Here is a 21740-nt window from a genome sequence, read left to right as displayed (position 1 = left end):
ACGCCCTCAGTCGAGCTTCACGCCCGCTGCCTGGATGATCTTGCCCCAGCGATCGCTCTCCGCCCGCGAGAGCTTGTAGAACTCCTGCGGCGTCCCCGGCAGCGCCTCGAAGCCGAACTCCGAGAACAGTTTGACCACCTTGGGCGCCTGCATCGCCTTGTGCAGTTCGCTGTTGATGCGCGCGACCGCTTCAGGCGGCATGCCGGCCGGACCGATCAGGCCGTGGAAGGCATAGGCGTTGACGTCGCTGAAGCCGGCCTCGACGAAGGTCGGCACCTCGGGCAGCGCGCCGGCCCGTTGCGGCAGCGCAATCGCCAGCACCCGCACCTTGCCCGCCTTGATGATCGGCAGGCCCGACGCCAGGTCGAGCATCATCGTGGGCACCTGGCCGCCCATCACGTCGGTCATGGCGGGCGCGGCGCCCTTGTAGGGCACGTGCGTGATCGTGAGGCCCGCCTTCTGCTTGAAGAGCTCCATCGCCATGTGGTGCGGCGAGCCGTTGCCGGGCGAGGCATAGCTCACCTTCTCCGGATTGGCCTTCACATAGCGCACGAACTCGGCCACGTTCTTCGCGGGGAAGTCCGGATGCACGACCAGCGCCACCGGAAAGCGGCCGATGGTGCCGATGTAGGTGAAGTCGGTGGCGGGCTTGTAGGGCAGCTTGGCGAACATGTGCTCGTTGAAGAGCAGCGCCGCGTTCTCGGCCTGCATGATCGTGTAGCCGTCGGGCTTGGCCTGCATCAGCACCGAGACGCCGATGTTGGTCGATGCGCCGGGGCGGTTGTCGATGATCAGCGGCTGCCCGAGCGACGGCTGCATGGCCTCGGCCAACGAGCGTGCGAGGTTGTCGGTGCCGCCGCCGGCTACGTACGGCACGATCCATTTGACGGGCTGGCTCGGATACGCGGCCGGCTGTGCCGACGCGAACGGCGCGGCGGCGAGTGCGAGGGCCGCGGCCAGCAGGGGAAGGAATCGCTTCATCGTCTTGTGTCTCCGTTGCTTGTTGTGAAATCGTCGAAATCGGTGGCGTGCCGGTGCGCTATTCGCCGCGCAGCGTCTGCCAGAGCGCGCGGTCGCGCTCGGCGGTCCACACCACCGGGTGCTCGATGCCGCGCAGCTCGTCGTAGGCGCGCGACACATCGAAAGGCAGCACATGCTGGAACACAGGCCAGCTGCCGAAGCGCGGCGCCATCGCCGCTTCGGCGCGCGCAAAGCAGCCGCGCAGGGTTTCGTTGGCGGCGATGCCGGCGCGCACGCTGTCCAGCAGCGTCGACAGAAAGTCCTTGGTGAGGCCGATGGCTTCGGCGCAGGCCGCCTCGTTCGGCAGCACCGCGCCGCGGCCCGGCACCAGCACGCGCGGCTTCAAGGCCCGCACCGCATCGAGCGTGCCCGCCCAGTCGCCGATGTAGGCATCGCCCGCGTACACGCCGCAGTGGTTTTCCACCACGTCGCCCGAGAACAGCACGCCGCAGTCGGGCAGCCATGCGACCGTGTCGCCGCTCGAATGGCCGCGGCCCAAGGCCATCAGGCGCAACTCGCGGCCCAGCCCGGGACGCGGGCCGAGCCAGAGGCTCATCTCGCCCTGGAAGGACTGGGTCGGATACGTGAGGCCGGGGATCTCTTCCACGCCGGCGAACAGGCGCGGAAAGCGGCCCACCTCCGAATCGAAGTCGGCCTGCCCGCGCGTGCGGATCCAGTCGAGCGTGCCGTTGCTCGCGATGACGGCCTCGACCTCGTCGAAGGCGCTGGCGCCCATCACGCGCACCGCGTGGTAGTGCGTGAGCACGATGGTCTTGATGGGCTTGTCGGTCACCGTGCGGATGGCCGCGAGAAAGTCGCGCGCCATGCGCGGCGTGGGGCGCGTGTCGATCAGCACCACATGGCGGTCGCCGACGACGAAGCCGCAGTTGGGGTCGAAGTCGCTGATGTAGCCGTACACGTCGGGCGCGAGCTCGCGCAGCTGCGGCTTCTGTTCCCGGGTGTCGGAGGCGGAGGCAAACGAGACGGTGTCGGTCATGGTGTGGGGCGTGTCCTGAGGTCTTCGCGAGCGGCATCGATGCAGGCGAGCAGCACGGCCTGGTCGCCGCACTGGTTGGCAAGCAGCAGCACCAGGCGGGCGTTGAGATCGGCGCTGCGCGCCTCATCGAGGCCTTCGTGCGCGGCAAGCAGGGCGGCGTAGAAGCCGTCGGGGTCGGGGATGCGGGGCTCTGTGTTCATGGGGCGTCTTCAAGGGCGAGGGCGGTGCGCAGCGCGGCGGCGATGCGCTCGGGCGTGGCGTGCGCGAGCACGGCGGCGCGGTAGGCGTCCGGGCGCACGAGCACGAAGCTGCCGGCTTCGCCGATGCCCAGGTGGCTCGCGAGCTTGTCGTCGGGCTGCAGCGTCGGGAGGCCGCTGTCGCCGCCGATGGCGATCAGGCGCAGGGGCAGCGATGCGGTCGCATCCATGGCCGCCATGGCTTCGGCGCGTGCAGGCGCGAGCCACAGGCCGATGCATTGCGTGCCGTCGGCCAGCAGCTGCATCAGCGTCGTCTCGCGGCCGTCTTTCCAGCGCAGCGGCAGGTTCTGCACCGTGCGTCCGCCCTCGGGCAGTTGCGGCGTCGGCGGGTAGTCGTTGGCGACCGACATGCGCCCCGTGTTGACCAGCGCCCGCGCGAACGCATACCGCGCCGCCAGCGCCACCACCGCGCGGCGCAGCGTGTGCTCGGCCGGCGAGCGCGGCGCGAGAAAGCGCGCCGAGCGGCTCGTCACCTCGAGGTTCTGCTTCGCGGCGGGCTGCCGCTCCGCGTCGTAGCTGTCGAGCAGCGCATCGCCGGCCCGGCCCTGCGCCACCAGCGCCAGCTTCCAGCCGAGGTTGGCGGCGTCCTGAATGCCGCCGTTGCCGCCGCGCGCGCCGAAGGGGCTCACCACATGCGCGGCATCGCCGATGAAGAACACGCGCCCGTGCCTGAAGCTGTCGAGCAGGTGATCGCGGTAGCCGTACGGGCCGATCCAGACGAACTCGAACTCCACGCCGGGCCCGAGCTGCTCGCGCAGCCGCGCACCGGCCACCTCGGGCCGGCTGATGTAGGCGGTGTCGCAGTCCTCGGGCATCTGGTAGTCGATGCGCCACACGCCGTCGGCCATCAGGTGCTGCCACACGCCGCGGCCTTCGTTGAAGGGCGCGTCGACCCAGGTCCATCGCTCGGTCGGCAGCGGCTTCTTGAAGCGCACATCGCTGATGCACCAGCGGTCGGTGCTGCGCGAGGCATGCGCGTCGATGCCCAGTTGCGTGCGGATCGGGCTGTTGGCACCGGTGGCGTCGATCAGGCGGTCGGCCTCGAGGGTGTAGCTGCCGGCCGGCGTCTGGACCTCCAGGCGCACGCCGTCGTTCAGTTGCTCCACGCGCGTCACGCGGCTCTTCCAGCGCACGTCGGTCAGCCCCAGTTCAAGGATGCGCTCGACCAGGAACCACTCGATGTAGAACTGCTGCAGGTTGATGAACGGCGGCTGCCTGGAGACGCTGTTCGCCTGCAGGTTGAAGTTGTAGACCTCCTGCTCCCCCGAGAAGGTGCGGCCGAACGACCAGGTGATGCCCTTGGCCGCAATGCGCTCGCAGATGCCCAGGCGCTCGAAGATTTCCAGGCTCTTCTGCGAATAGCAGATGCCGCGCGACGAAGCGCCGCGCACGCCGACGGTGTCGTCCTCGTCGAGCAGCACGGCAGGCACGCCGCGCTGCGCCAGGTCGCAGGCCAGCGTGAGGCCCGATGGGCCGGCGCCGACGATCACGATCGGATGGCGAACGATGGTCTCGCTGCCCAACTCGGGCGGTGGCGTGAAGGGCCAGGCCGGCAGCTCGTAGGCCGGCGCGAATGCGTAGGTTTCCATGGCCTTGCTGCTACAGCGCGTGGGCGAACTCGGCGATGGCGTCGGCTGCCTTCGGGATCAGCTCCGGCTGCCCCGCGAGGTAGTGGTTGCCGCCCACGATGTCGACATTGCGGATGCGCGCGCCGCCCGCGGCCATCCACGCATCGCGCGTGCTCGGGAAGGTTGATTGATCGCCCGTGTAGGTCAGCAGCAGCTTGGGCACCGTGGTGCGCGCGAGATTGGCCGGGCCGTCGGCCTGCGAACGCGACGACCACTGCGAGAGGAACGCGGTGAGCGAGGTCGTGCGGCCCATCGCGTTCGCCGAATAGTTCACCTGCCGCGCATCGCCCCACACGCTGCCCGGCAGCCGGTCGTTGGCATCGAGCGACAGGTCCACGCAGCGCGGATCGGCATGCGTGCGGTAGACGATGAAGGTCTGGTCGCGCGGTGCGCCCGGTGTGTTGCGCAGCAGGGCGAGGCGGTCGATGCACCATTGCTCGATGCGGTCGAGCCGGGCCTTTTGCGCAGCGCTGAAGCGCGCGAGAAAGTTGCTGTCGTAGGGCACGCGATGGCGCGGGTCGTACATGTCGAGTTCGGGGTCCACCGAGAGCGGGTCGTGCTCGTCGGTGACCGAAGGGTCGATCCATTCGCGCATCAGCCGCGTGCGGCCCAGGTGCGCGGCGCACAGCGCGATGCCGTCCACCGGCGGCAGGTCATCGGCATGCAGGTGCGAAGGGTCGCCATCGGGCAGGTGCGTGGCGGTGAGGTTCTCGGCCTGCGCCTGGTAGAAGGCGGCGAGCGCGGCGCCGCCCGAGTTGCCGACGAGGAACACCTTCTCGTAGCCGGCCTCGCGCAGATGCCGCACGCCCGCGCCCAGGTCCTGGATCGCGCGCTCCATCAGCAGCACCGTGTCGTTGCCCACGTAGCGCGAGTTCAGTCCCATGCAGCAGATGCCGCGCTCGGCCAGCGGGCCGATGAGGTAGTGGCCCATGAAGTTGCTGGTCGGGTGCATCACGATGGCCGCGACCTTCTTCGGGCCCTGCGGTGCGCGCAAGGCGCCGTAGATGCGCGGGCGCAGCAGTTGCAGGCCCGACTGGCTTTCCATCGCGGCGCCGGGCTTCACGTCGATGACGGCGAGTTGCAGCTCAGACATTCGCCGCATCCTTCGCTGCGCGCAGCACGGCCTTGCGGGCGGTCCATTCGTCCAGGTCCGCACGGGCGCGCAGCGCGTGCGCATCCATCTCGGCCTGCGGCACGGTGGGCGTGGTCAGCTCCACGCGGATGCCGTTGGGGTCGAAGAAGTAGATCGATTCGATGATGTGATGGTCGGTCACGCCCAGCACTTCCACGCCCGCGCCTTCGAGCCGCGCCTTGGCGGCGCGCAGGTCCTCCACCGAATCGACGCGCAACGCGATGTGGTTCACCCATGCGGGCGTGTTCGGCGAAGGCAGCGCGGCGATGTCGTCGCCCAGGTCGAAGAACGCGATGTACGCGCCGTCGCGCATCCGGAAAAAGATGTGCACATAGGGGCAGTACTCGCCCGTGCTCGGCACATGGTCGCTCTGGATGACGTGGGCCAGCGGCAGGCCCAGCAGGTCTTCATAGAAGCGGCGGGTTTCCTCGCTGTCGCGGCAGCGCCATGCGAAGTGGTGCAGCCCCCGAATGGGCGGGGCTGCCGGGTGGGCGATCGTCGTCGGCATGCGTGTCTCCGTGGAGCCGCGATTGGGCGACGCCGCGTCTTATGATGCAATCGAAATTAATTCATCAATTGATGAAATAACCATATGAATCTGACCCTGCGCCAGTTGCGCGCGTTCGTCGCCGTCGCCGAGGCCGGCAGCTTTACCGCGGCGGCGCAGCAGCTGCACCTGACCCAATCGGCGCTCAGCGTGCTGGTGCGCGAGCTCGAACGCGAGATGGGCGTGCAGCTGCTGGACCGCCACACGCGGCGCGTGCAGCTGTCGGAGGCGGGGCGCGAGTTCCTGCCGTCGGTGCATCGGCTGCTCGGCGACCTCACGAGCGCGGTCGCCGGGGTGACCGATCTGCGCGACAAGAAGAAAGGCGTGTTGCGGCTGGCCGCGCCGCAGCTCATGGCCTGCACGCTGATGCCGCGCGTGATCGCGCTCTATCGCGCGGCGTATCCCGATGTCGATGTGCGCCTGGCCGACACGCTGCCCGAGCACCTGCTCGCCGGCGTGATGGCCGGCGATGTGGAGCTGGCGGTGGGGCAGGACGTGCCGGTCGACGGCGCCATCGACCGCCGCACGCTGCTGCGCGACCGCCATTGGCTGATCTGCCCGCCCGATCACGCCTTTGCGAAGCGCCGCAAGGTGCGCTGGCAGGAGCTGGGCCCCTACACCTTCATCGCGCCCACGCGCGACTTTCGCCAGCGCGTGCTGCCCGAGCTGGCCCCGGCCGAGCGCGATTACATGCTGCGCCCCGCCACGCAGGAGGTGTCGTACATGACCACCGCGCTCGGCATGGTGGCCTCGGGGCTGGGGCTCACCGTGTGCCCGACGTACTCCGCGCCGCTGGTGCGTGCCCACGGCCTGCAGATGGTGCGGCTCGAATCGCCCGACTTCCACCGCGAGGTGTGCGTCTACAGCGCGGCGCGGCGCACGCTCTCGCCGGCCGCGGCGAGCTTCGTCGAGATCCTCGAAGGCTTTGCCAAGGCGCAGCCCAAGGGCTGAAAAGCATCGACCGGCCGCAAGAGCCGCGTAGAGCGCCTCGAGTGCGAAACCTACAATGCAGGCCGACCCGTCTTCCACCACCTCCAGATCCATGAACGTCATTCGATTCACCGACCTCTGTGCGCAAGGCAAGGCCGCCGGCCAGCGCGTCTTCATCCGTGCCGATCTCAACGTGCCGCAGGACGACCAAGGCAACATCACCGAGGACACGCGCATCCGGGCCTCGGTGCCCTGCATCCAGCTGGCGCTCGACGCGGGCGCGGCCGTGATGGTCACCTCGCACCTGGGCCGTCCGACCGAGGGCGAGTTCAAGCCCGAAGACTCCCTCGCCCCCGTGGCCAAGCGCCTGGGCGAACTGCTCGGCCGCGATGTGCCGCTGGTCGCCAACTGGGTCGACGGCGTCGACGTCAAGCCCGGCCAGGTCGTGCTGCTCGAGAACTGCCGCGTCAACAAGGGCGAGAAGAAGAACGACGAAGCACTGGCCCGCAAGCTGGCCGCGCTCACCGACATCTACGTGAACGACGCCTTCGGCACCGCCCACCGCGCCGAGGCCACCACCTACGGCATCGCGCAGTTCGCGAAGATCGCCGCCGCCGGCCCGCTGCTGGCGGCCGAGATCGACGCCATCACCAAGGCGCTGGCGCAACCCAAGCGGCCGCTGGTGGCCATCGTGGCGGGTTCGAAGGTCAGCACCAAGCTCACCATCCTGAAGAGCCTGTCGGCCAACGTGGACCAGCTGATCGTGGGCGGCGGCATCGCCAACACCTTCATGCTGGCCGCGGGCTTGAAGATCGGCAAGTCGCTGGCCGAGCCCGACCTGCTCGACCAGGCCAGGGCGGTGATCGAAGCCATGCGCGCGCGCGGCGCCGACGTGCCGATTCCGGTGGACGTGGTCACGGCCAAGACCTTCGCGGCCGACGCGCCCGCCACCGTCAAGGACGCGAGCGACGTGGCCGACGACGACCTGATCCTGGACATCGGCCCGAAGACCGCCGCCATCCTCGCCGCGCAGCTGCGCGAAGCCGGCACCATCGTCTGGAACGGCCCGGTCGGCGTGTTCGAGTTCGACGCGTTCGCGGGCGGCACCAAGGCCATTGCGCAGGCCATCGCCGAGAGCAGCGCGTTCTCGATCGCCGGCGGCGGCGACACGCTGGCAGCCATCGCCAAGTACGGCATCGAAAAGCAGGTCGGCTACATCTCGACCGGCGGCGGCGCCTTCCTCGAGGTGCTGGAAGGCAAGACCCTGCCGGCCTTCGAAATCCTGGCCAGGCGCGCGGCCGGTTGATCGGCGCGGCGGCGAAATCTCATGGGGTGTCTTCCGTCGGACACACAAAGTGTATACAGTAGCGAATACAAAACGGAGACTGACTTCATGAACATGGACCGCATCCCTCGCCACGCCACCAAGATCGTCGCCACGCTCGGTCCGGCGTCCAGCACGCCCGAACTGCTGGAAAAGATGATCCAGGCCAAGGTCAGCGTGGTGCGGCTCAACTTCAGCCACGGCACCGCGCAGGACCACATCGACCGCGCCACCATGGTGCGCGAAGCCGCCCGCAAGATGGGCCGCGAAGTGGCCATCATGGCCGACCTGCAGGGCCCGAAGATCCGCGTGGGCCGCTTCGCGCAGGGCAAGATCATGCTGGAGGCGGGCGCCAAGTTCGTGCTCGACGCCTCGCGCACCGAACCCGGCGACATCGATGCCGTGGGCCTGGACTACAAGGACCTGCCGCGCGACGTGAAGCCGGGCGACCGGCTGCTGCTGAACGACGGCCTCATCGTGCTGGTGGTCGACGGCGTCAAGGGCGAGGCGGTCTACACCACCGTCAAGCTCGGCGGCGAGCTGTCGAACAACAAGGGCATCAACAAGCAGGGCGGCGGCCTCACCGCGCCCGCGTTGACCGCCAAGGACATGGAAGACATCAAGACCGCGATGAGCTTCCAGGCCGACTACGTGGCCGTGAGCTTTCCCAAGAACGCCACCGACATGGAAATGGCGCGCCAGCTGTGCAACGTGGCGGCGGCCGAATACGGCCACAAGCCCGGCATGATCGCCAAGATCGAGCGCGCCGAAGCGATTCCCAAGCTCGAAGAAATCCTGCGCGCCAGCGACGGCATCATGGTCGCCCGCGGCGACCTGGCCGTGGAAGTCGGCAACGCCGCCGTGCCCGCGCTGCAGAAAAAGATGATCCGCATGGCGCGCGACATGGACAAGGTGGTGATCACCGCGACCCAGATGATGGAGTCGATGATCACCAACCCCGTGCCCACACGCGCCGAGGTGAGCGACGTGGCCAATGCCGTGCTCGACGGCACCGACGCCGTGATGCTTTCTGCCGAAACCGCCTCGGGCCGCTATCCGCTGGAAACCGTGCAGGAGATGAGCCGCATCTGCGAGGCCGCCGAAGCCGCCGAGGACAAGACGCTGGACGCCGACTTCAGCGGCAAGACCTACAGCCGCATCGACCAATCCATCGCGATGGGTGCGCTCTTCACGGCGCACCACCTGGGCGCCAAGGCCATCGTGGCGCTGACCGAGTCGGGCTCCACGATGCTGTGGATGAGCCGACACCGCGCGCACATTCCGATGTACGCCCTGACCTCGCGCCTGGCCACGCAGCGCAAGCTCGCGCTGTACCGCAACGTGCGCCCGCTGCTGATGGATTCGCAAACCGACCGCGACACCGCGCTCGAACAGGCCGAAGCCCATCTGAAGAAGCGCGGCATCGTGCAGAGCGGCGACGTCTACGCCATCACCTGCGGCGAGCCCATGGGTGCCCCGGGCGGCACCAACATGCTGAAGATCTGCAGGGCGAGCTGATCAGCCGTTCCTGAACAGGAAGCTGTAGGCGTTGAGGGCGGGCACACCGCCCAGGTGCGCGTACAGCACCTTCGAGCCGGCCGGAAATTCCCCGAGCCGCACCTTCTCGATCATCCCGTGCATCGACTTGCCCTCGTACACGGGGTCGGTCAGCATGCCTTCGAAGCGCGCGCTCAGGCGAATCGCCTCCAGCGTGCCTTCGTTCGGCAGCCCGTATTCGGGTCCGCCGAAGCGGCGGTCCAGCACCACGTCTTTCTCGGTGATGTCGCGGCCCAGCTCGACCAGCTCGGCCGTGTTCTTCGCGATGCGCAGGATCTGGTCGAAGGTCTGCTGCGGCTTGGCCGAGGCGTCGATGCCGATCACGCGGTCGGCGCGGCCGTCGGCCGCAAAGCCCACCACCATGCCGGCCTGCGTGCTGCCGGTCACGGCGCAGACCACGATGTAGTTGAACTTGAAGCCGAGTTCGGCTTCCTGCTGGCGCACTTCTTCGGCGAAGGCCACGAAGCCCAGGCCGCCCCTCGGATGCTCGGAGCAACCCGCCGGAATCGGAAAAGGCTTGCCGCCGGCCTGGCGCACGCTTTCCATCGCGTCTTCCCAGCTCTTGCGGATGCCGATGTCGAAGCCGGCGGCGTCGAGGCGCACGTCCGCCCCCAGGATGCGCGACATCTCGATGTTGCCGACCCGGTCGTACAGCGCGTCGGAGTAGTTGACCCAGTTCTCCTGCACCAGCACGCACTTCAGGCCCAGGTGCGCGGCCACCGCGGCCACCTGGCGCGTCTGGTTCGACTGGATGCCGCCGATGGACACCAGCGTGTCGTAGCCGCCTTCGAGCGCCTCGGGGATCAGGTATTCGAGCTTGCGGGTCTTGTTGCCGCCGAAGGCCAGGCCGCTGTTGCAGTCCTCGCGCTTGGCATAGAGCTCGACCTTGCCGCCCAGGTGCGCGCTCAGGCGCTTGAGCGGATGGATCGGCGTGGGGCCGAAGGTCAGGGCGTGGCGGGGAAACTTCTTGAGATTCATGGTGCGGCTCCGGCAGGGTTGAAGTCTTGAATCGTAGAAAGAAGGGCCCGCAACGTGCTTGCGAAGTTCTATGGATTTCCGGAGAAAAAGAAGGCACGATGCGCAAAAAGGCAATCTCCCCGCCGAAAGATCTGCAATGAGCACAACAAAATTGCGTCCCTCGATGGAGCTCGACCGCACCGACCGCGCCATCCTTCGCACCTTGCAGCGCGATGCCTCGCTGTCCAACGTGGCGCTGGCCGCCAAGGTCAACCTCAGCGCGGCTGCCTGTCTGCGCCGCGTCGAGCGGTTGAAGGAAGCGGGTTTCATCAAGGGCATCGTCGCGCTGCTCGACCCCGACGCGCTCGAGGTCGGCATGCTCGTGATGATCGGCGTGGTGCTCGACCGCTCCACGCCCGATTCGTTTTCCGACTTCGAGAAGGCCGCGCAAAAGGTTTCGGGCTGCCTCGAATGCCATGTGGTCACGGGCGAGTTCGATTACTTCATGCTCCTGCGCACCCGGGACAACGACAGTTTCAACCGCCTGCATGCCGAGCAGCTGCTGTACCTGCCGGGCGTGCGGCAGATCCGCACCTTCGTCGTGCTGAAGCAGGTGCTGTCGAGCACGCAGCTCCCGATCTGACGAAACCGCGGCCCGCCCGCGTGCGTACTGGTGCGATGAGCTTTCCCACCTTCGCGTCCCTCCGCCAGCGCCGCAGCGCGCTCTTCACCGCCCTCACCGTCACCGCCGCCGCCGTGCTGTCGGCCTGCTCGCCCATCAAGGTGCTCAACCGGCTGGTGCCCGAGGACACCTACCAGTTCCAGGGCGGCATCGCCTACGGGGCCGCGCCCCGGCAGCAACTGGACGTGTACCAGCCGCTGCCCGCCACCCGGCCCGCCAAGGGCGCGCGGCCGCTGGTGGTGTTCTTCTTCGGCGGCACCTGGACCAGCGGCGACCGCGCCAGCTACAAGTTCATCGGCGAAGCGCTGGCCGCGCGCGGCGCGGTGGTGGTGATTCCCGACTACGGCCTCTCGCCGGCCTTCACCTACCCGGTCTTCGTGCGCGACAGCGCGCTGGCCGTCAAATGGGCGCTGGACCACGCGGCGCAATTCGGCGCCGACCCGAAGCAGGTCTACGTGATGGGCCACAGCTCGGGTGGCTACAACGCTGCGATGGTGGCGCTGGACGAGCGCTGGCTCGCCGAGGTGGGCGCGAGCCCCAGGCAGCTCGCGGGCTGGATCGGCCTGGCCGGCCCCTACGACTTTCTTCCCATCGGCGACCCGCAGGCGCAGGCTGCCTTCAACTGGCCGAACACGCCGCGCGACTCGCAGCCGCTCGTGCATGCCAGTGCGGCGTCGCCCCGCGCGCTGCTGCTGGCGGCGGCCAAGGACAACCTGGTCTACCCCGACCGCAACACCGGCCGGATGGCCGCGGCCTTGCGCGCCGCCGGGGTTCCGGTAAAGGTGCAGCTGTTCGACAACCTGAGCCACGTCACGCTGATCGGCGCGTTCGGCAAGCCGATCCAGTGGCTCGGCGGTCCGGTGCTGCCGCCGGTCATGGACTTCCTCGGGTTGACGTCAGTCCTGTCCCACAAGGGGTCTCGATAGAATTAAGGCAGTTTTTCTCGTCTTTCCGCCTTCTTCTTCCCCCAATTCCCGCGAGGTATTTCCCATGGCACTCGTCTCGATGCGCGAACTGCTCGACCATGCCGCAGCCAATGGCTACGGCATTCCGGCCTTCAACGTCAACAATCTCGAACAGGTCCAGGCCGTGATGGAGGCCGCCAAGGAAACCGGCGCGCCCGTCATCCTGCAAGCCAGCGCCGGCGCCCGCAAATACGCAGGCGAGGCCTTCATCAAGCACCTGATCCAGGCCGCCATCGAGCAGTACCCGAACATCCCGTTGGTGATGCATCAGGACCACGGCCAGAACCCCGACGTCTGCAAGGGCGCCATCGACCTGGGCTTCAGCTCGGTCATGATGGACGGCTCGCTCGAGGCCGACGGCAAGACCATCGCCAGCTACGACTACAACGTGGACGTCACCAAGAAGGTGTCCGACATGGCCCACCGCCTGGGCGTGACCGTCGAAGGCGAGCTCGGCTGCCTGGGCTCGCTCGAAACCATGAAGGGCGACAAGGAAGACGGCCACGGCACCGACGACACCATGACGCGCGAGCAGCTGCTCACCGACCCCGAGCAGGCCGCCGACTTCGTCAAGCGCACCCAGATCGATGCGCTGGCCATCGCCATCGGCACCAGCCACGGCGCCTACAAGTTCACCCGCGAGCCCACCGGCGACATCCTGGCGATCGACCGCATCAAGGAAATCCACCGCCGCATTCCCAACACCCACCTGGTGATGCACGGCTCGTCGAGCGTGCCGCAGGAGCTGCTGGCGATCATTCGCCAGTACGGCGGCAACATGAAGGAAACCTACGGCGTGCCCGTCAAGGAAATCCAGGAAGCCATCAAGCACGGTGTGCGCAAGATCAACATCGACACCGACATCCGCCTGGCCATGACCGGCGCGGTGCGCAAGTTCCTGGCCGAGAACCCCGAGAAGTTCGACGCCCGCGAGTGGCTCAAGCCGGCGCGCGAAGCCGCCAAGCTGATCTGCAAGCAGCGCTACATCGAATTCGGCTGCGAAGGCCAGGGCGCCAAGATCAAGGGCGACACCCTGCAGGTCGTGGCCGCCAAGTACGCCAAGGGCGAACTGGCGCAGGAAGTCGTTTAAAAACTTCCCCGCGATTCCAAGGCCACCGTTCGCGGTGGCTTTTTTCTGCGCGCACAATCCGCTTTCCCGTCACCCGTTTCCCCCACAGCATCCCTCTCTGTTCCCATGACCACCGTCCACACCTCCTCCATCCAGAGCCTGCCCCTGCTTGCGCGGGGCAAGGTGCGCGACAACTACGCCGTCGGCGAAGACCGCATCCTGATGGTCGCGAGCGACCGGCTCAGCGCCTTCGACGTGATCATGGGCGAGCCGATTCCCGGCAAGGGCGAGATCCTCACGCAGATGGCGCTGTGGTGGTTCGAGCGGCTCGGCCAGCTCTGCCCCAACCACCTGACCGGCGATGCGCCCGAGAGCGTGGTCACCGCCGAAGAGGTGCCCCAGGTCACGCAACGCTCCATGCTGGTCAAGCGCCTGAAGCCGATTCCGGTCGAGGCCGTGGTGCGCGGCTATCTCGCCGGCAGCGGCTGGAAGGAATACCAGGAGAGCCGCTCGGTCTGCGGCGTGCCGCTGCCCGAGGGCCTGACCAACGCCAGCAAGCTGCCGCGCCCCATCTTCACGCCCGCCGCCAAGGCCGCGGCCGGCGAGCACGACGAAAATATCAGCTACGAGCGCGTGGTGGAAATCGTCGGCCCCAAGCTGGCGCAGCAGATCCGCGAGACCAGCATCGCGATCTACGAAACCGCCGCGCAGATCGCTCTGGCCAAGGGAATGATCATTGCCGACACCAAGTTCGAGTTCGGCCTCGACGAAGCCGGCACGCTGGTGCTGATGGACGAAGTGCTCACGCCCGACAGCTCGCGCTACTGGCCTGTGGAGGGCTACCAGGCCGCCCTGGCCGCCGGCACCAACCCACCGAGCTACGACAAGCAGTTCGTGCGCGACTGGCTCGAAGCCACCAAGATCAACGGCAAGCCCTGGGACAAGACGCCGCCAGCGCCGCGCCTGCCGGCCGAGGTGATCGAGAAGACTGCGGCCAAGTACCGCGAGGCGCTGGAGCGCCTCACCGGCTGAGCCCATAAGAGCCCGCCGGCAGCCGCGCTCAGCGGTTTCCTGAATTCAGCGTCGCCACCGTCCGCCCGCTGGCGTCCAGCAAGGCCAGCCGTCCCGGCGCCAGGCTGTAGCTGGTCGTGCTCTGCAGGGCCGACAAAAACTGCGCTTCGTTGGCGCTGCGCGCCGGATCGGCGCAGGCCATGCGCGTGGCGGCGATCTGGCCGATACGCAGCGAAATGCCGCTGCGCGTAAAGGTACCCGACACGCGGTTGCAGCCGCCCGAACCGCTCACGCGGCCGCTGCTGCGGTCGAACTGGATCTGCGCTTCGCCGCCGGGCGCGATGGGCTCGTCGCCCAGCTGCGCCAGGCGCCAGACCGGGCCTTCGATCGGTTCATCGAGGCTGATGCCGCTCCCGCAGCCGGTCAAGGTGGTCAACAGGGCTGCCGTTGCAAGAACGGGGAGCGCAATGTGGCGGGCGAAGGAACGCATGGCCAGTCTTTCCTTTTGAATCTGCAACAAGATGAAATTGGGCGCCATCGTATGCGACACCGCCTAGCTCGCCAATGACGCCAACGCCACGCCGCCCGCCAGCCGGGCCTGCACGCAGCGCCGCACGCTGGCCGGTGTGCCGTCCTGGGCAAGCAGCGCGGGCCATTCGGCCTGCGCCTGGCGCACCGTGTCGCGGGCAATCGCCATGAGCCGCGCCGGACGCAGCAGGCCCGCCGAGCGCAGCAGGGCGTCGAGCGCCGGCCAGTCGAAGGCGCGCAGCTTGGCGTCGATGGCGCGGTTGACGCCGTAGTCGCCAGCCGGCACGTCCTCGAAGAAGGCGGCCACGCACACCGGGTCGTACAGCGGCGCCAGCACCGGCGCCACGCCGTCGGGGTAGCGCAGCGCCCAGTTCTTCAGGTGCGCATCGCTGTTGCCCAGCAGGATGAAGGCGACGATGCGCCGCACGCACTCGCGCACGTCGGCCACCGGGTTGGGCGACAGGCGGTCGAGTACACGCAGCATCGCGGGCCAGTCGACCGCCAGGCCTCGGCCGTACTTCTGCCGGGGCTCGTACTGCAGCACCTGCGCGAACTCCTCCATATGGATGCGCCCGCCCTCGGGGGTGCGGTCGAAGCGGCGTACCGCGAGGATCTGCTCGAAGGGCACCTGCTCGGGCAGGTCGGCGTCGGCGCGGCCGATCACGCTGGCTTCGGCGCAGTCCAGGCCCAGCGCACCGCAGAGGCGATAGCCTGTGAACTCGTTGTCGACCAGGTCCGGGTGGCGCGTGCTCGGCAGCTTCAAGATGAAGGAGCCCGCAGCCCCGTGGCGCCGCACCACGTAGCGCCGGCCGTCCTGCACCGCTGAAAACTTGGTCACTACACCGGGAATGGCGGCGGCGTCTTCCACCGGCATCTCGACGAAGCCGGGCTCCAGCACGTCGAGCCCCAGCGCGGTGTGCCAATGGCGCACGGTGTCCGGAATGCCTTCGGCCGTGGGCACGGGCTCGACCTCGAGCGCACCCATCAGGTCGTGGCCGGCGGCGGCCAACAGCTCGAACTCGTCGTCGGCTGCGCAGCCGCGCTGCTGCGCGAGGCGCTCGCGGTTGTGGCCTTCGGGCAGCAGGTTCTGGAAGTAGCTCGGCCAGTGACCGTCGCTGCGCGAGACGCGGGTATCGCGCGCCGAGGCCAGGATGGCGCGGGTTGAAGCCTCGTCGGCGCCGCGGTAGGCCAGCGAGAGCGTCGGCCGGCCGGGATCGGCGATGTACGCCTCGTCGAAGGACACGCGCAGGATGTCGCCGTACTGCGAGAGATAGCCGATGGCGCGCCGCCCGCCATTTGGCGCATGCAGGTGCATCCGCAGGTAGCGGATGCTGGTGGTGAAGGCCGCGCGGGTGCTCACCGGCTTTCGTCAGCCAGGCTCTGCGCGATGGATGGCGGTGCGCCCACGCCGGCCGGCTGGCCGAGCAGCCGGCCGCCCGAGCGCACGAAGTCTTCGAGCTGCGGACGCAGTGCGGCGGGCACGGGCATCAGTTCGAGCCCCAGCACGCGCGCCATTTCGAGCAGCGTCGACAGGCGCGGATCGATCTGGCCGCTTTCGATGCGCTGCACCGTCATGCGCGAAAGGCCGGCCTGGGTGGCCAGCGCTTCCTGGCTCAGGCCGCCGGCCTTGCGGGCGTTTGCTAGTTCTTCGGTGAGTTGGAGCATTGGCGTACGCTTTTTCTTCAAATTGAGTAGCAATGCTATCTATTTCAGGGCAAGCAGGCAATAAAAAAGCGACCCTTGAGTCGCTTTTTAAACTGAATGCGCATCAAGCTGCGCATTTTCGTGTTCTCAGCTCAGCACCACACTGCTGAGCCGGCGGCGGTAGGTCGCCACGACCGGATCGTCCGGCGGAATCTGCCCATCGGCCACCTTCACCTTCGGCGGCTCGATCACGTCCAGGATCGCGATGTAGGTCTTGCGGGCCAGCTCTTCGTTCCAGCTCTTGTCGCGCATGAGGATGTCGAGCAGCTCGTCCATCGCGTCGGTCCAGCGCTGCTCGGCCATCAGCAGGCGGGCGCGGCCGAAGCGGGCGTCGAAGTCGCGCTTGTTGGCGGTGATCTTCGCGTCGAACTCGGCGATTGCGGGGGGTGCGCCCGTGACGGGGGCCGCGAAATCGATGGCGTCCATCCAGCGCTGCAGCGAGTCGAAGCGGCGCACCAGCCCGGTCTTGGCAATCACCGGGGCAAAGGCGACCTTGGCGTCGTCGACGCGGCCTTCCTGCAGCAGGAGCTTGATGTAGTCGAAGCGGGCGTCGTCGTTGGCCGGATCGGTGGCCACGGCGTGCTGCAGCTTCTCGAGCGCGCCCTGGGTGTCGCCCTCGGCCAGCGCGTCCTGCGCGGCGGCTTCTTCGGAAGCAGCCTCGGCCTCGTCGGCGCCCGGCAGGTGCTTGTCGAGGAACTCGCGGATCTTTTCGGCGGGAATGGCGCCCACGAAGCCGTCCACCGGGTGGCCGTCCTTGAACATCACGCAGAACGGGATGCTGCGCACGCCGAACATCTCCGACAGCTGCGATGAAATCTGCGGCACCTTGTCGGCGTCCAGCTTGGCCAGCGTGAAGCGGCCGCCGTACTCGACCTCGAGCTTTTCGAGCACCGGCCCGAGCTGTTTGCAGGGGCCGCACCATTCGGCCCAGATGTCCAGCAGCACCGGCGTGGCGACGGAGCCTTCGACCAGGTCGGCCTGAAAATTTTCGAGAGTGATGTCGATCATCGGAACCAGCTGGGGGTGAAACGTAAAATTGAAACCATGAACGAAACCATTCAGGTCGGTGTAGTGATGGGCTCGAGCTCCGATTGGGAGACGATGCGCAACGCGGTCGAGATTCTCCAGCAATTCGGAATCGGGCACGAAGCAAAGGTGGTCTCGGCCCACCGGATGCCCGATGCGCTGTTCGCGTACGCCGAAAGCGCCGCCGGGCGCGGGCTGGCCGCGATCATCGCGGGCGCGGGCGGCGCGGCCCACCTGCCGGGCATGCTGGCCTCGAAAACCACGGTGCCGGTGCTGGGCGTGCCGGTGGCCAGCCGCCACCTGCAGGGCGTCGATTCCCTCTACAGCATCGTGCAGATGCCCAAGGGCGTGCCGGTGGCCACCTTTGCCATCGGCAACGCGGGCGCGGCCAACGCGGCGCTGTTCGCGGTGGCGATGCTGGCGGTGAACAACCCCGCGCTGCGCGCCAAGCTCGACGCCTTCCGCACCGCGCAAACCGCCGCCGCCGAAGCCATGACCCTGCCGCCGGCCCCCGCCGCCCAGGCCGCCCCGGTTTCTCTTTTCTCGCCGCAAGGCGGAGGTGCCCTGTGAGCGACAAGAACGCCGACCTTCCCATCCTCCCGGGCGCCACGCTCGGCGTGCTCGGCGGCGGACAGCTGGGGCGCATGTTCGTGCACGCGGCCCAGCGCATGGGCTACTTCACGGCGGTGCTCGACCCCGACGCCGACAGCCCCGCCGGCCGGGTGAGCCACCACCACATCCACACCGACTTCGCCGATGTCGACGGCCTCGCCCGCCTGGCCGGCCTGGCCGACGCGGTGACGACCGAGTTCGAGAACGTGCCCGCGCCCTCGCTGGAGCACCTGGCGGTCGCGCGCCCCGTGTCGCCCGGCGCCTCGGCCATCGCCATCGCGCAGGACCGCATCGCCGAAAAAGCCCACTTCACCCGCTGCGGCGTGCCCTGCGCGCCCTACGCGGCCATCGAGACGGCCGCCCAACTCGCCGCCGTCGAAGACCACCTGCTGCCCGGCATCCTGAAGACCGCGCGCCTGGGCTACGACGGCAAGGGCCAGCAGCGCGTGAAGACGCGCGCCGAGCTGGTCGAAGCCTGGCAGGCCACCGGCTGCGTGCCCTGCGTGCTCGAGAAGCTGCTGCCGCTCGAATTCGAATGCTCGGTGATCGTCGCGCGCGGCCGCGACGGGCAGATCGTGCACTTTCCGCCGCAGCGCAACCTGCACCGCGACGGCATCCTGGCCGTCACCGAGGTGCATGCGCAGAACATGCCCAAGACGGTGGCGCAGGGCGCGGTCAATTCGGCCAAGAGCATCGCCAACGGGCTGGGCTACGTGGGCGTGCTGTGCGTCGAGTTCTTCGCGCTGGCCGACGGCTCGCTGGTGGTCAATGAAATGGCGCCGCGCCCGCACAACAGCGGCCACTACACCATGGAAGCCTGCGACGTCTCGCAGTTCGAGCTGCAGGTGCGCACCCTCGCCGGGCTGCCGCTGGCGGCGCCGCGCCAGCACAGCCCCGCGATCATGCTGAACCTGCTGGGCGACCTGTGGTTCGCGGCGGGCGATGACACCTCCGATGCACCGGTCACGCCGCGCTGGAGCGAAGTGCTCGCGCTGCCCGGCGTGCACCTGCACCTCTACGGAAAGACCGCGCCGCGCCGCGGCCGCAAGATGGGCCACCTCACCCTCACCGGCGCCACGCTGGAGAGCGTGCGCGCCGCCGCCACCCAGGCCGCGCTGCTACTGGGCCTGCCAGCGGTGGCCGCGACCGATCTCGCATGATCCTCGACGGCCAATCCCCCGAGGCCATCGCGGAAGCGGTGCGGGTGCTGCGCGCGGGCGGGCTGGTCGCCTTTCCGACCGAGACCGTCTACGGCCTGGGCGCCGACGCGAGCAGCGACATGGCCGTGGCCGGGATCTTCAAGGCCAAGGGCCGGCCCTCCGACCATCCGCTGATCGTGCATGTGGCGGCCGGCATCAAGGGCACCGAGGCGCTCTCGCGCTTCGCCCAGCCGCTGCCGCCGTTCGCCCAGAAGCTGGTGCAGGCCTTCTGGCCCGGCCCGCTCACGCTGATCGTCACGCGCCAGCCCGGCGTGGGCGCGGCGGCGGCCGGCGGGCAGGACACCATCGGCCTGCGCTGCCCCTCGCATCCCGTGGCGCAGGCGCTGCTGGAGGCCTGCGCCGAGCAGGGTGTGCCGGGCGTCGCGGGGCCCAGCGCCAACCGCTTCGGCCGCGTGAGCCCGACCACCGCACAGCATGTGCACGACGAGTTCGGCGATGCGCTGCCGGTGATCGATGGCGGCGCCTGCGAGGTCGGCATCGAGTCGACCATCGTCGACTGCAGCCGCGGCGCGCCTGTGCTGCTGCGGCCCGGCCTGATCACGCGCGCGCAGATCGAAGCGGCCTGCGGCGAAAAGCTCAGCGACCGCGACGTGCTCGAAACCCCCGACCCGCGCGCCTCCGGCACGCTGGAGGCGCACTACGCGCCGAACGCCAAGCTGCGGCTGATGGACGCCAAGGCGATCCAGACGGGCCTGGAAGTGCTGGGCGCCAACGCGGCCCACATCGCCGTGTGGTCGCGCGCCGACCTGCGCTGCCGCTCGCAGCGCGTGCTGCTGCGCCGCATGCCCGACGACGCAGGGGCCACCGCGCACCAGCTCTTCGCGGTGCTGCGCGAGTTCGACGCGCAGGGCGTCAAGCTGATCTGGGTGGAGACACCGCCCGACACGCCCGAGTGGGAGGGCGTGCGCGACCGCTTGCAGCGAGCGGCGGCGGCCTGATTCTGGCCGGCTGATCGCTCTGCAGGATCAGCCTCCCGCCGCCAGCACACCTTGGAAGAACCCGCGCGCCGCCGCCAGGCAGAACGGCGGTGCCAGCGTGCCGTGGTAGGCCAGCGTGACCGCCAGCGCCTTGTCCGAAGCGCTGCCCGAGGTGTTCTGCGACAGCGTGCTTTTTGCCTGTGCGAAGCCCGCGCGGGCGGCCGAGTAGGCGTCGATCGCGCCCGAGTCTTCCAGGTCCACCACCGACAGCGCCGAAGCCGGCATGCCCTTGGCGCGGAAGTAGCCCGCGGTGGCGCGGGTGCTGATGAAGTTCACCGTCGGATCGTTGGCGCCGCCGCACATCAGCACCGGCCGGGTCGGCACCCAGTTGCGCAGGTCGTTGGCCAGCGCCGCCTTGCGAAAGCCCACCGCCGGCTTGCAGTCCAGCGGCGAGGCCGAACTCAGCGATGCGGCGGTCGGCGGCAGCGCATTGCCGGGGCAGGCGTTCGACTGGATGTCGGTGGCCGCCTGCGTCAGGTAGCTCTGGCGAATCAGGTTGTTCGCGCCGTAGAAGATCGACAGCTCCGGGCTCACCGGCCCCGGCGTGGCGTCGGCCGGGAACAGCGCCAGCTGCGGCAGCTTGCCCTGCGAGATCAGCGTGCTGCTGGGCACCAGGTTCGGCAGCAGGGTGTCGATGCCGGTGGCGTACTGCGCTTCGTAGATGTCGCCGGTGGCGTTGTAGACGTTGCCGAACTGCTGCTGCCAGCTGGTCGACAGCAGCGGCACGAAGATCGTCGAGCCCAGCGCCGGCCAGCCCTGGAAGGTGTAGTCGGTCAACAGGCTGATGGCCGAAGGCGCCGAAAGCGGCGCCGACGCCGTCACGGCCTTGCCCGTGGCCTGCATCTCGCGGTGCGCGGCCATCGCCACGTAGCCGCCCTGCGAATAGCCGGTGATGAAGAGCGAGCCCGCATCGTTCGCGTCGATGTTCGAGAAGGTTTTGCGCGCCGCGGTGAGCGCATCGACCATGTCCTTGCCCTGCTGCTCGCCGTTGAGGTACGGGTGGTAGGCGAGCGTGGACTTGTCGTAGCCCGCGTAGTTGGGCGCGACCACGATGAAGCCCTGCGCCGCGAGCATGGCCGCGACCACCACGCCTTCGCCGGCGGCCGGCTGGTTGATGTCGGTCCACTTGGCGAAGTTGTAGTCGCGCGCGGTGTTGGTGCCGTGCGCATACAGCACCACCGGTCGCGGCCCGTTGCAGGCGGTGTCGGTGCCCGAGGGCACCATGATCGCGGCGGTCGCGGTGGTGGCTTCGTTCTTGCCGCCGACGGTGCGGTATTCGAGGTAGCGCGTGTCGATGCCGCACTTGGGCGTGCCCGAGACCTGCAGCAGCGCCTTCCCCTTGTCGTCGGCCTGCAGCAGCGTGCGGAACTGATCCACCGACAGCCGCACCACCTGCTCGGGCGGGTTGGTGACGACCGAGCCGCGACCGGTGTCGGTGGCCGGCGGCGGAAAGCCCACGCCGATGCCGCCGCCCCCACCTCCGCCGCCTCCGCCGCAGGCTGCGAGCAGCAGCGTGGCGCCCGCGAGTGCCGCTGCGGTGCGCAGCGATGTGGATGGTCGTGGTTGCGGCTTGTTCAAGGCGTGTCTCCTGCGGCGT

22 protein-coding genes are annotated in these 21740 nt (G+C 68.6%); 10 read left to right on the top strand and 12 right to left on the bottom strand.

All coding sequences use genetic code 11. The features are described from left to right. Window positions 1–6: 6 nt before the first annotated feature. From ABIC90_RS03895 to ABIC90_RS03870, 6 genes are read right to left on the bottom strand one after another with little or no spacing between them, the layout of a single operon-like run. Window positions 7–981, bottom strand: a complete 975-nt coding sequence (locus ABIC90_RS03895; RefSeq protein ID WP_354352726.1) for a Bug family tripartite tricarboxylate transporter substrate binding protein — start codon at window positions 979–981, stop codon at window positions 7–9. A 58-nt stretch (window positions 982–1039) separates the two neighbouring features. Next, window positions 1040–2017: an MBL fold metallo-hydrolase gene (locus tag ABIC90_RS03890; RefSeq protein ID WP_354352725.1), complete on the bottom strand. Its 978-nt coding sequence runs from the start codon at window positions 2015–2017 to the stop codon at window positions 1040–1042. Next, on the bottom strand, window positions 2014–2217 hold the full coding sequence (locus ABIC90_RS03885; protein ID WP_354352724.1) for a DUF2783 domain-containing protein: 204 nt from the start codon (window positions 2215–2217) through the stop codon (window positions 2014–2016). Before ABIC90_RS03885 ends, ABIC90_RS03890 begins: the two co-directional genes overlap by 4 nt. Then, window positions 2214–3863: an FAD-dependent monooxygenase gene (locus tag ABIC90_RS03880; protein ID WP_354352723.1), complete on the bottom strand. Its 1650-nt coding sequence runs from the start codon at window positions 3861–3863 to the stop codon at window positions 2214–2216. Before ABIC90_RS03880 ends, ABIC90_RS03885 begins: the two co-directional genes overlap by 4 nt. Window positions 3864–3873: 10 nt before the next feature. Next, complete coding sequence (locus ABIC90_RS03875) at window positions 3874–4995, bottom strand: alpha/beta hydrolase family protein (protein ID WP_354352722.1); 1122 nt, start codon at window positions 4993–4995, stop codon at window positions 3874–3876. Beyond that, the gene (locus ABIC90_RS03870; protein ID WP_354352721.1) at window positions 4988–5542 is read right to left on the bottom strand and encodes a VOC family protein; all 555 of its coding nucleotides are present in this window, start codon (window positions 5540–5542) and stop codon (window positions 4988–4990) included. The genes ABIC90_RS03875 and ABIC90_RS03870 overlap by 8 nt, the downstream gene beginning before the upstream one ends. An 84-nt stretch (window positions 5543–5626) precedes the next feature. Here ABIC90_RS03870 and ABIC90_RS03865 point away from each other — a divergent pair, with 84 nt between their 5' ends. The 3 genes from ABIC90_RS03865 (at window position 5627) to pyk (ending at window position 9353) form a co-directional block, all read left to right on the top strand. Beyond that, window positions 5627–6532, top strand: coding sequence for a LysR family transcriptional regulator (locus tag ABIC90_RS03865; RefSeq protein WP_354352720.1), 906 nt, complete (start codon window positions 5627–5629; stop codon window positions 6530–6532). Window positions 6533–6623: 91 nt separating this feature from the next. Beyond that, complete coding sequence (locus tag ABIC90_RS03860; RefSeq protein WP_354352719.1) at window positions 6624–7817, top strand: phosphoglycerate kinase; 1194 nt, start codon at window positions 6624–6626, stop codon at window positions 7815–7817. Window positions 7818–7904: 87 nt separating this feature from the next. After that, entirely contained in the window at window positions 7905–9353 is a 1449-nt protein-coding gene (pyk, locus tag ABIC90_RS03855; protein ID WP_354352718.1) for a pyruvate kinase, read from the top strand. On the opposite strand, the gene ABIC90_RS03850 is transcribed toward pyk, so the two are convergent. Further along, complete coding sequence (locus ABIC90_RS03850) at window positions 9354–10370, bottom strand: 1-aminocyclopropane-1-carboxylate deaminase (protein ID WP_354352717.1); 1017 nt, start codon at window positions 10368–10370, stop codon at window positions 9354–9356. It abuts the gene before it with no gap. A 136-nt stretch (window positions 10371–10506) separates the two neighbouring features. Between ABIC90_RS03850 and ABIC90_RS03845 the strand changes: the two genes are divergently transcribed. The 4 genes from ABIC90_RS03845 to ABIC90_RS03830 all read left to right on the top strand — a co-directional run bounded on the left by ABIC90_RS03845 (window position 10507) and on the right by ABIC90_RS03830 (window position 14097). Then, window positions 10507–10992, top strand: a complete 486-nt coding sequence (locus ABIC90_RS03845) for an Lrp/AsnC family transcriptional regulator (protein ID WP_354352716.1) — start codon at window positions 10507–10509, stop codon at window positions 10990–10992. 35 nt (window positions 10993–11027) lie between these two features. Further along, the gene (locus ABIC90_RS03840) at window positions 11028–11957 is read left to right on the top strand and encodes an alpha/beta hydrolase (RefSeq protein ID WP_354352715.1); all 930 of its coding nucleotides are present in this window, start codon (window positions 11028–11030) and stop codon (window positions 11955–11957) included. Window positions 11958–12021: 64 nt separating this feature from the next. Continuing rightward, window positions 12022–13086, top strand: a complete 1065-nt coding sequence (fba, locus tag ABIC90_RS03835) for a class II fructose-bisphosphate aldolase (protein ID WP_013544161.1) — start codon at window positions 12022–12024, stop codon at window positions 13084–13086. A 105-nt stretch (window positions 13087–13191) separates the two neighbouring features. After that, a complete protein-coding gene (locus ABIC90_RS03830; protein ID WP_354352714.1) occupies window positions 13192–14097 on the top strand; it encodes a phosphoribosylaminoimidazolesuccinocarboxamide synthase in 906 nt (301 codons plus the stop codon). Between the two features lie 28 nt (window positions 14098–14125). Here the strand turns inward: ABIC90_RS03830 and ABIC90_RS03825 are convergent, their stop codons facing one another. The 4 genes from ABIC90_RS03825 to ABIC90_RS03810 all read right to left on the bottom strand — a co-directional run bounded on the left by ABIC90_RS03825 (window position 14126) and on the right by ABIC90_RS03810 (window position 17316). Further along, a complete protein-coding gene (locus ABIC90_RS03825; RefSeq protein ID WP_354352713.1) occupies window positions 14126–14566 on the bottom strand; it encodes an META domain-containing protein in 441 nt (146 codons plus the stop codon). 63 nt (window positions 14567–14629) lie between these two features. Then, entirely contained in the window at window positions 14630–15919 is a 1290-nt protein-coding gene (locus ABIC90_RS03820; protein WP_354353130.1) for a type II toxin-antitoxin system HipA family toxin, read from the bottom strand. Between the two features lie 41 nt (window positions 15920–15960). Further along, on the bottom strand, window positions 15961–16269 hold the full coding sequence (locus ABIC90_RS03815) for a helix-turn-helix domain-containing protein (protein WP_354352712.1): 309 nt from the start codon (window positions 16267–16269) through the stop codon (window positions 15961–15963). Between the two features lie 126 nt (window positions 16270–16395). Continuing rightward, the gene (locus ABIC90_RS03810; RefSeq protein ID WP_354352711.1) at window positions 16396–17316 is read right to left on the bottom strand and encodes a tetratricopeptide repeat protein; all 921 of its coding nucleotides are present in this window, start codon (window positions 17314–17316) and stop codon (window positions 16396–16398) included. A 36-nt stretch (window positions 17317–17352) separates the two neighbouring features. On the opposite strand from ABIC90_RS03810, the gene purE reads away from it, so the two are divergent. From purE to ABIC90_RS03795, 3 genes are read left to right on the top strand one after another with little or no spacing between them, the layout of a single operon-like run. Further along, window positions 17353–17904: a 5-(carboxyamino)imidazole ribonucleotide mutase gene (gene purE, locus ABIC90_RS03805; RefSeq protein WP_354352710.1), complete on the top strand. Its 552-nt coding sequence runs from the start codon at window positions 17353–17355 to the stop codon at window positions 17902–17904. Further along, the gene (locus ABIC90_RS03800; protein ID WP_354352709.1) at window positions 17901–19106 is read left to right on the top strand and encodes a 5-(carboxyamino)imidazole ribonucleotide synthase; all 1206 of its coding nucleotides are present in this window, start codon (window positions 17901–17903) and stop codon (window positions 19104–19106) included. Before purE ends, ABIC90_RS03800 begins: the two co-directional genes overlap by 4 nt. After that, window positions 19103–20104: an L-threonylcarbamoyladenylate synthase gene (locus ABIC90_RS03795; protein ID WP_354352708.1), complete on the top strand. Its 1002-nt coding sequence runs from the start codon at window positions 19103–19105 to the stop codon at window positions 20102–20104. Before ABIC90_RS03800 ends, ABIC90_RS03795 begins: the two co-directional genes overlap by 4 nt. A gap of 27 nt (window positions 20105–20131) precedes the next feature. Here ABIC90_RS03795 and ABIC90_RS03790 read toward each other — a convergent pair whose 3' ends face one another. Further along, the gene (locus tag ABIC90_RS03790; RefSeq protein ID WP_354352707.1) at window positions 20132–21721 is read right to left on the bottom strand and encodes an alpha/beta hydrolase family protein; all 1590 of its coding nucleotides are present in this window, start codon (window positions 21719–21721) and stop codon (window positions 20132–20134) included. Window positions 21722–21740: the final 19 nt, after the last annotated feature.

Source organism: Variovorax boronicumulans (genome assembly GCF_040544675.1).
Taxonomy (GTDB): Bacteria; Pseudomonadota; Gammaproteobacteria; order Burkholderiales; family Burkholderiaceae_C; genus Variovorax; species Variovorax boronicumulans_D.
This window is presented reverse-complemented; position numbering and strand designations above follow the sequence as displayed.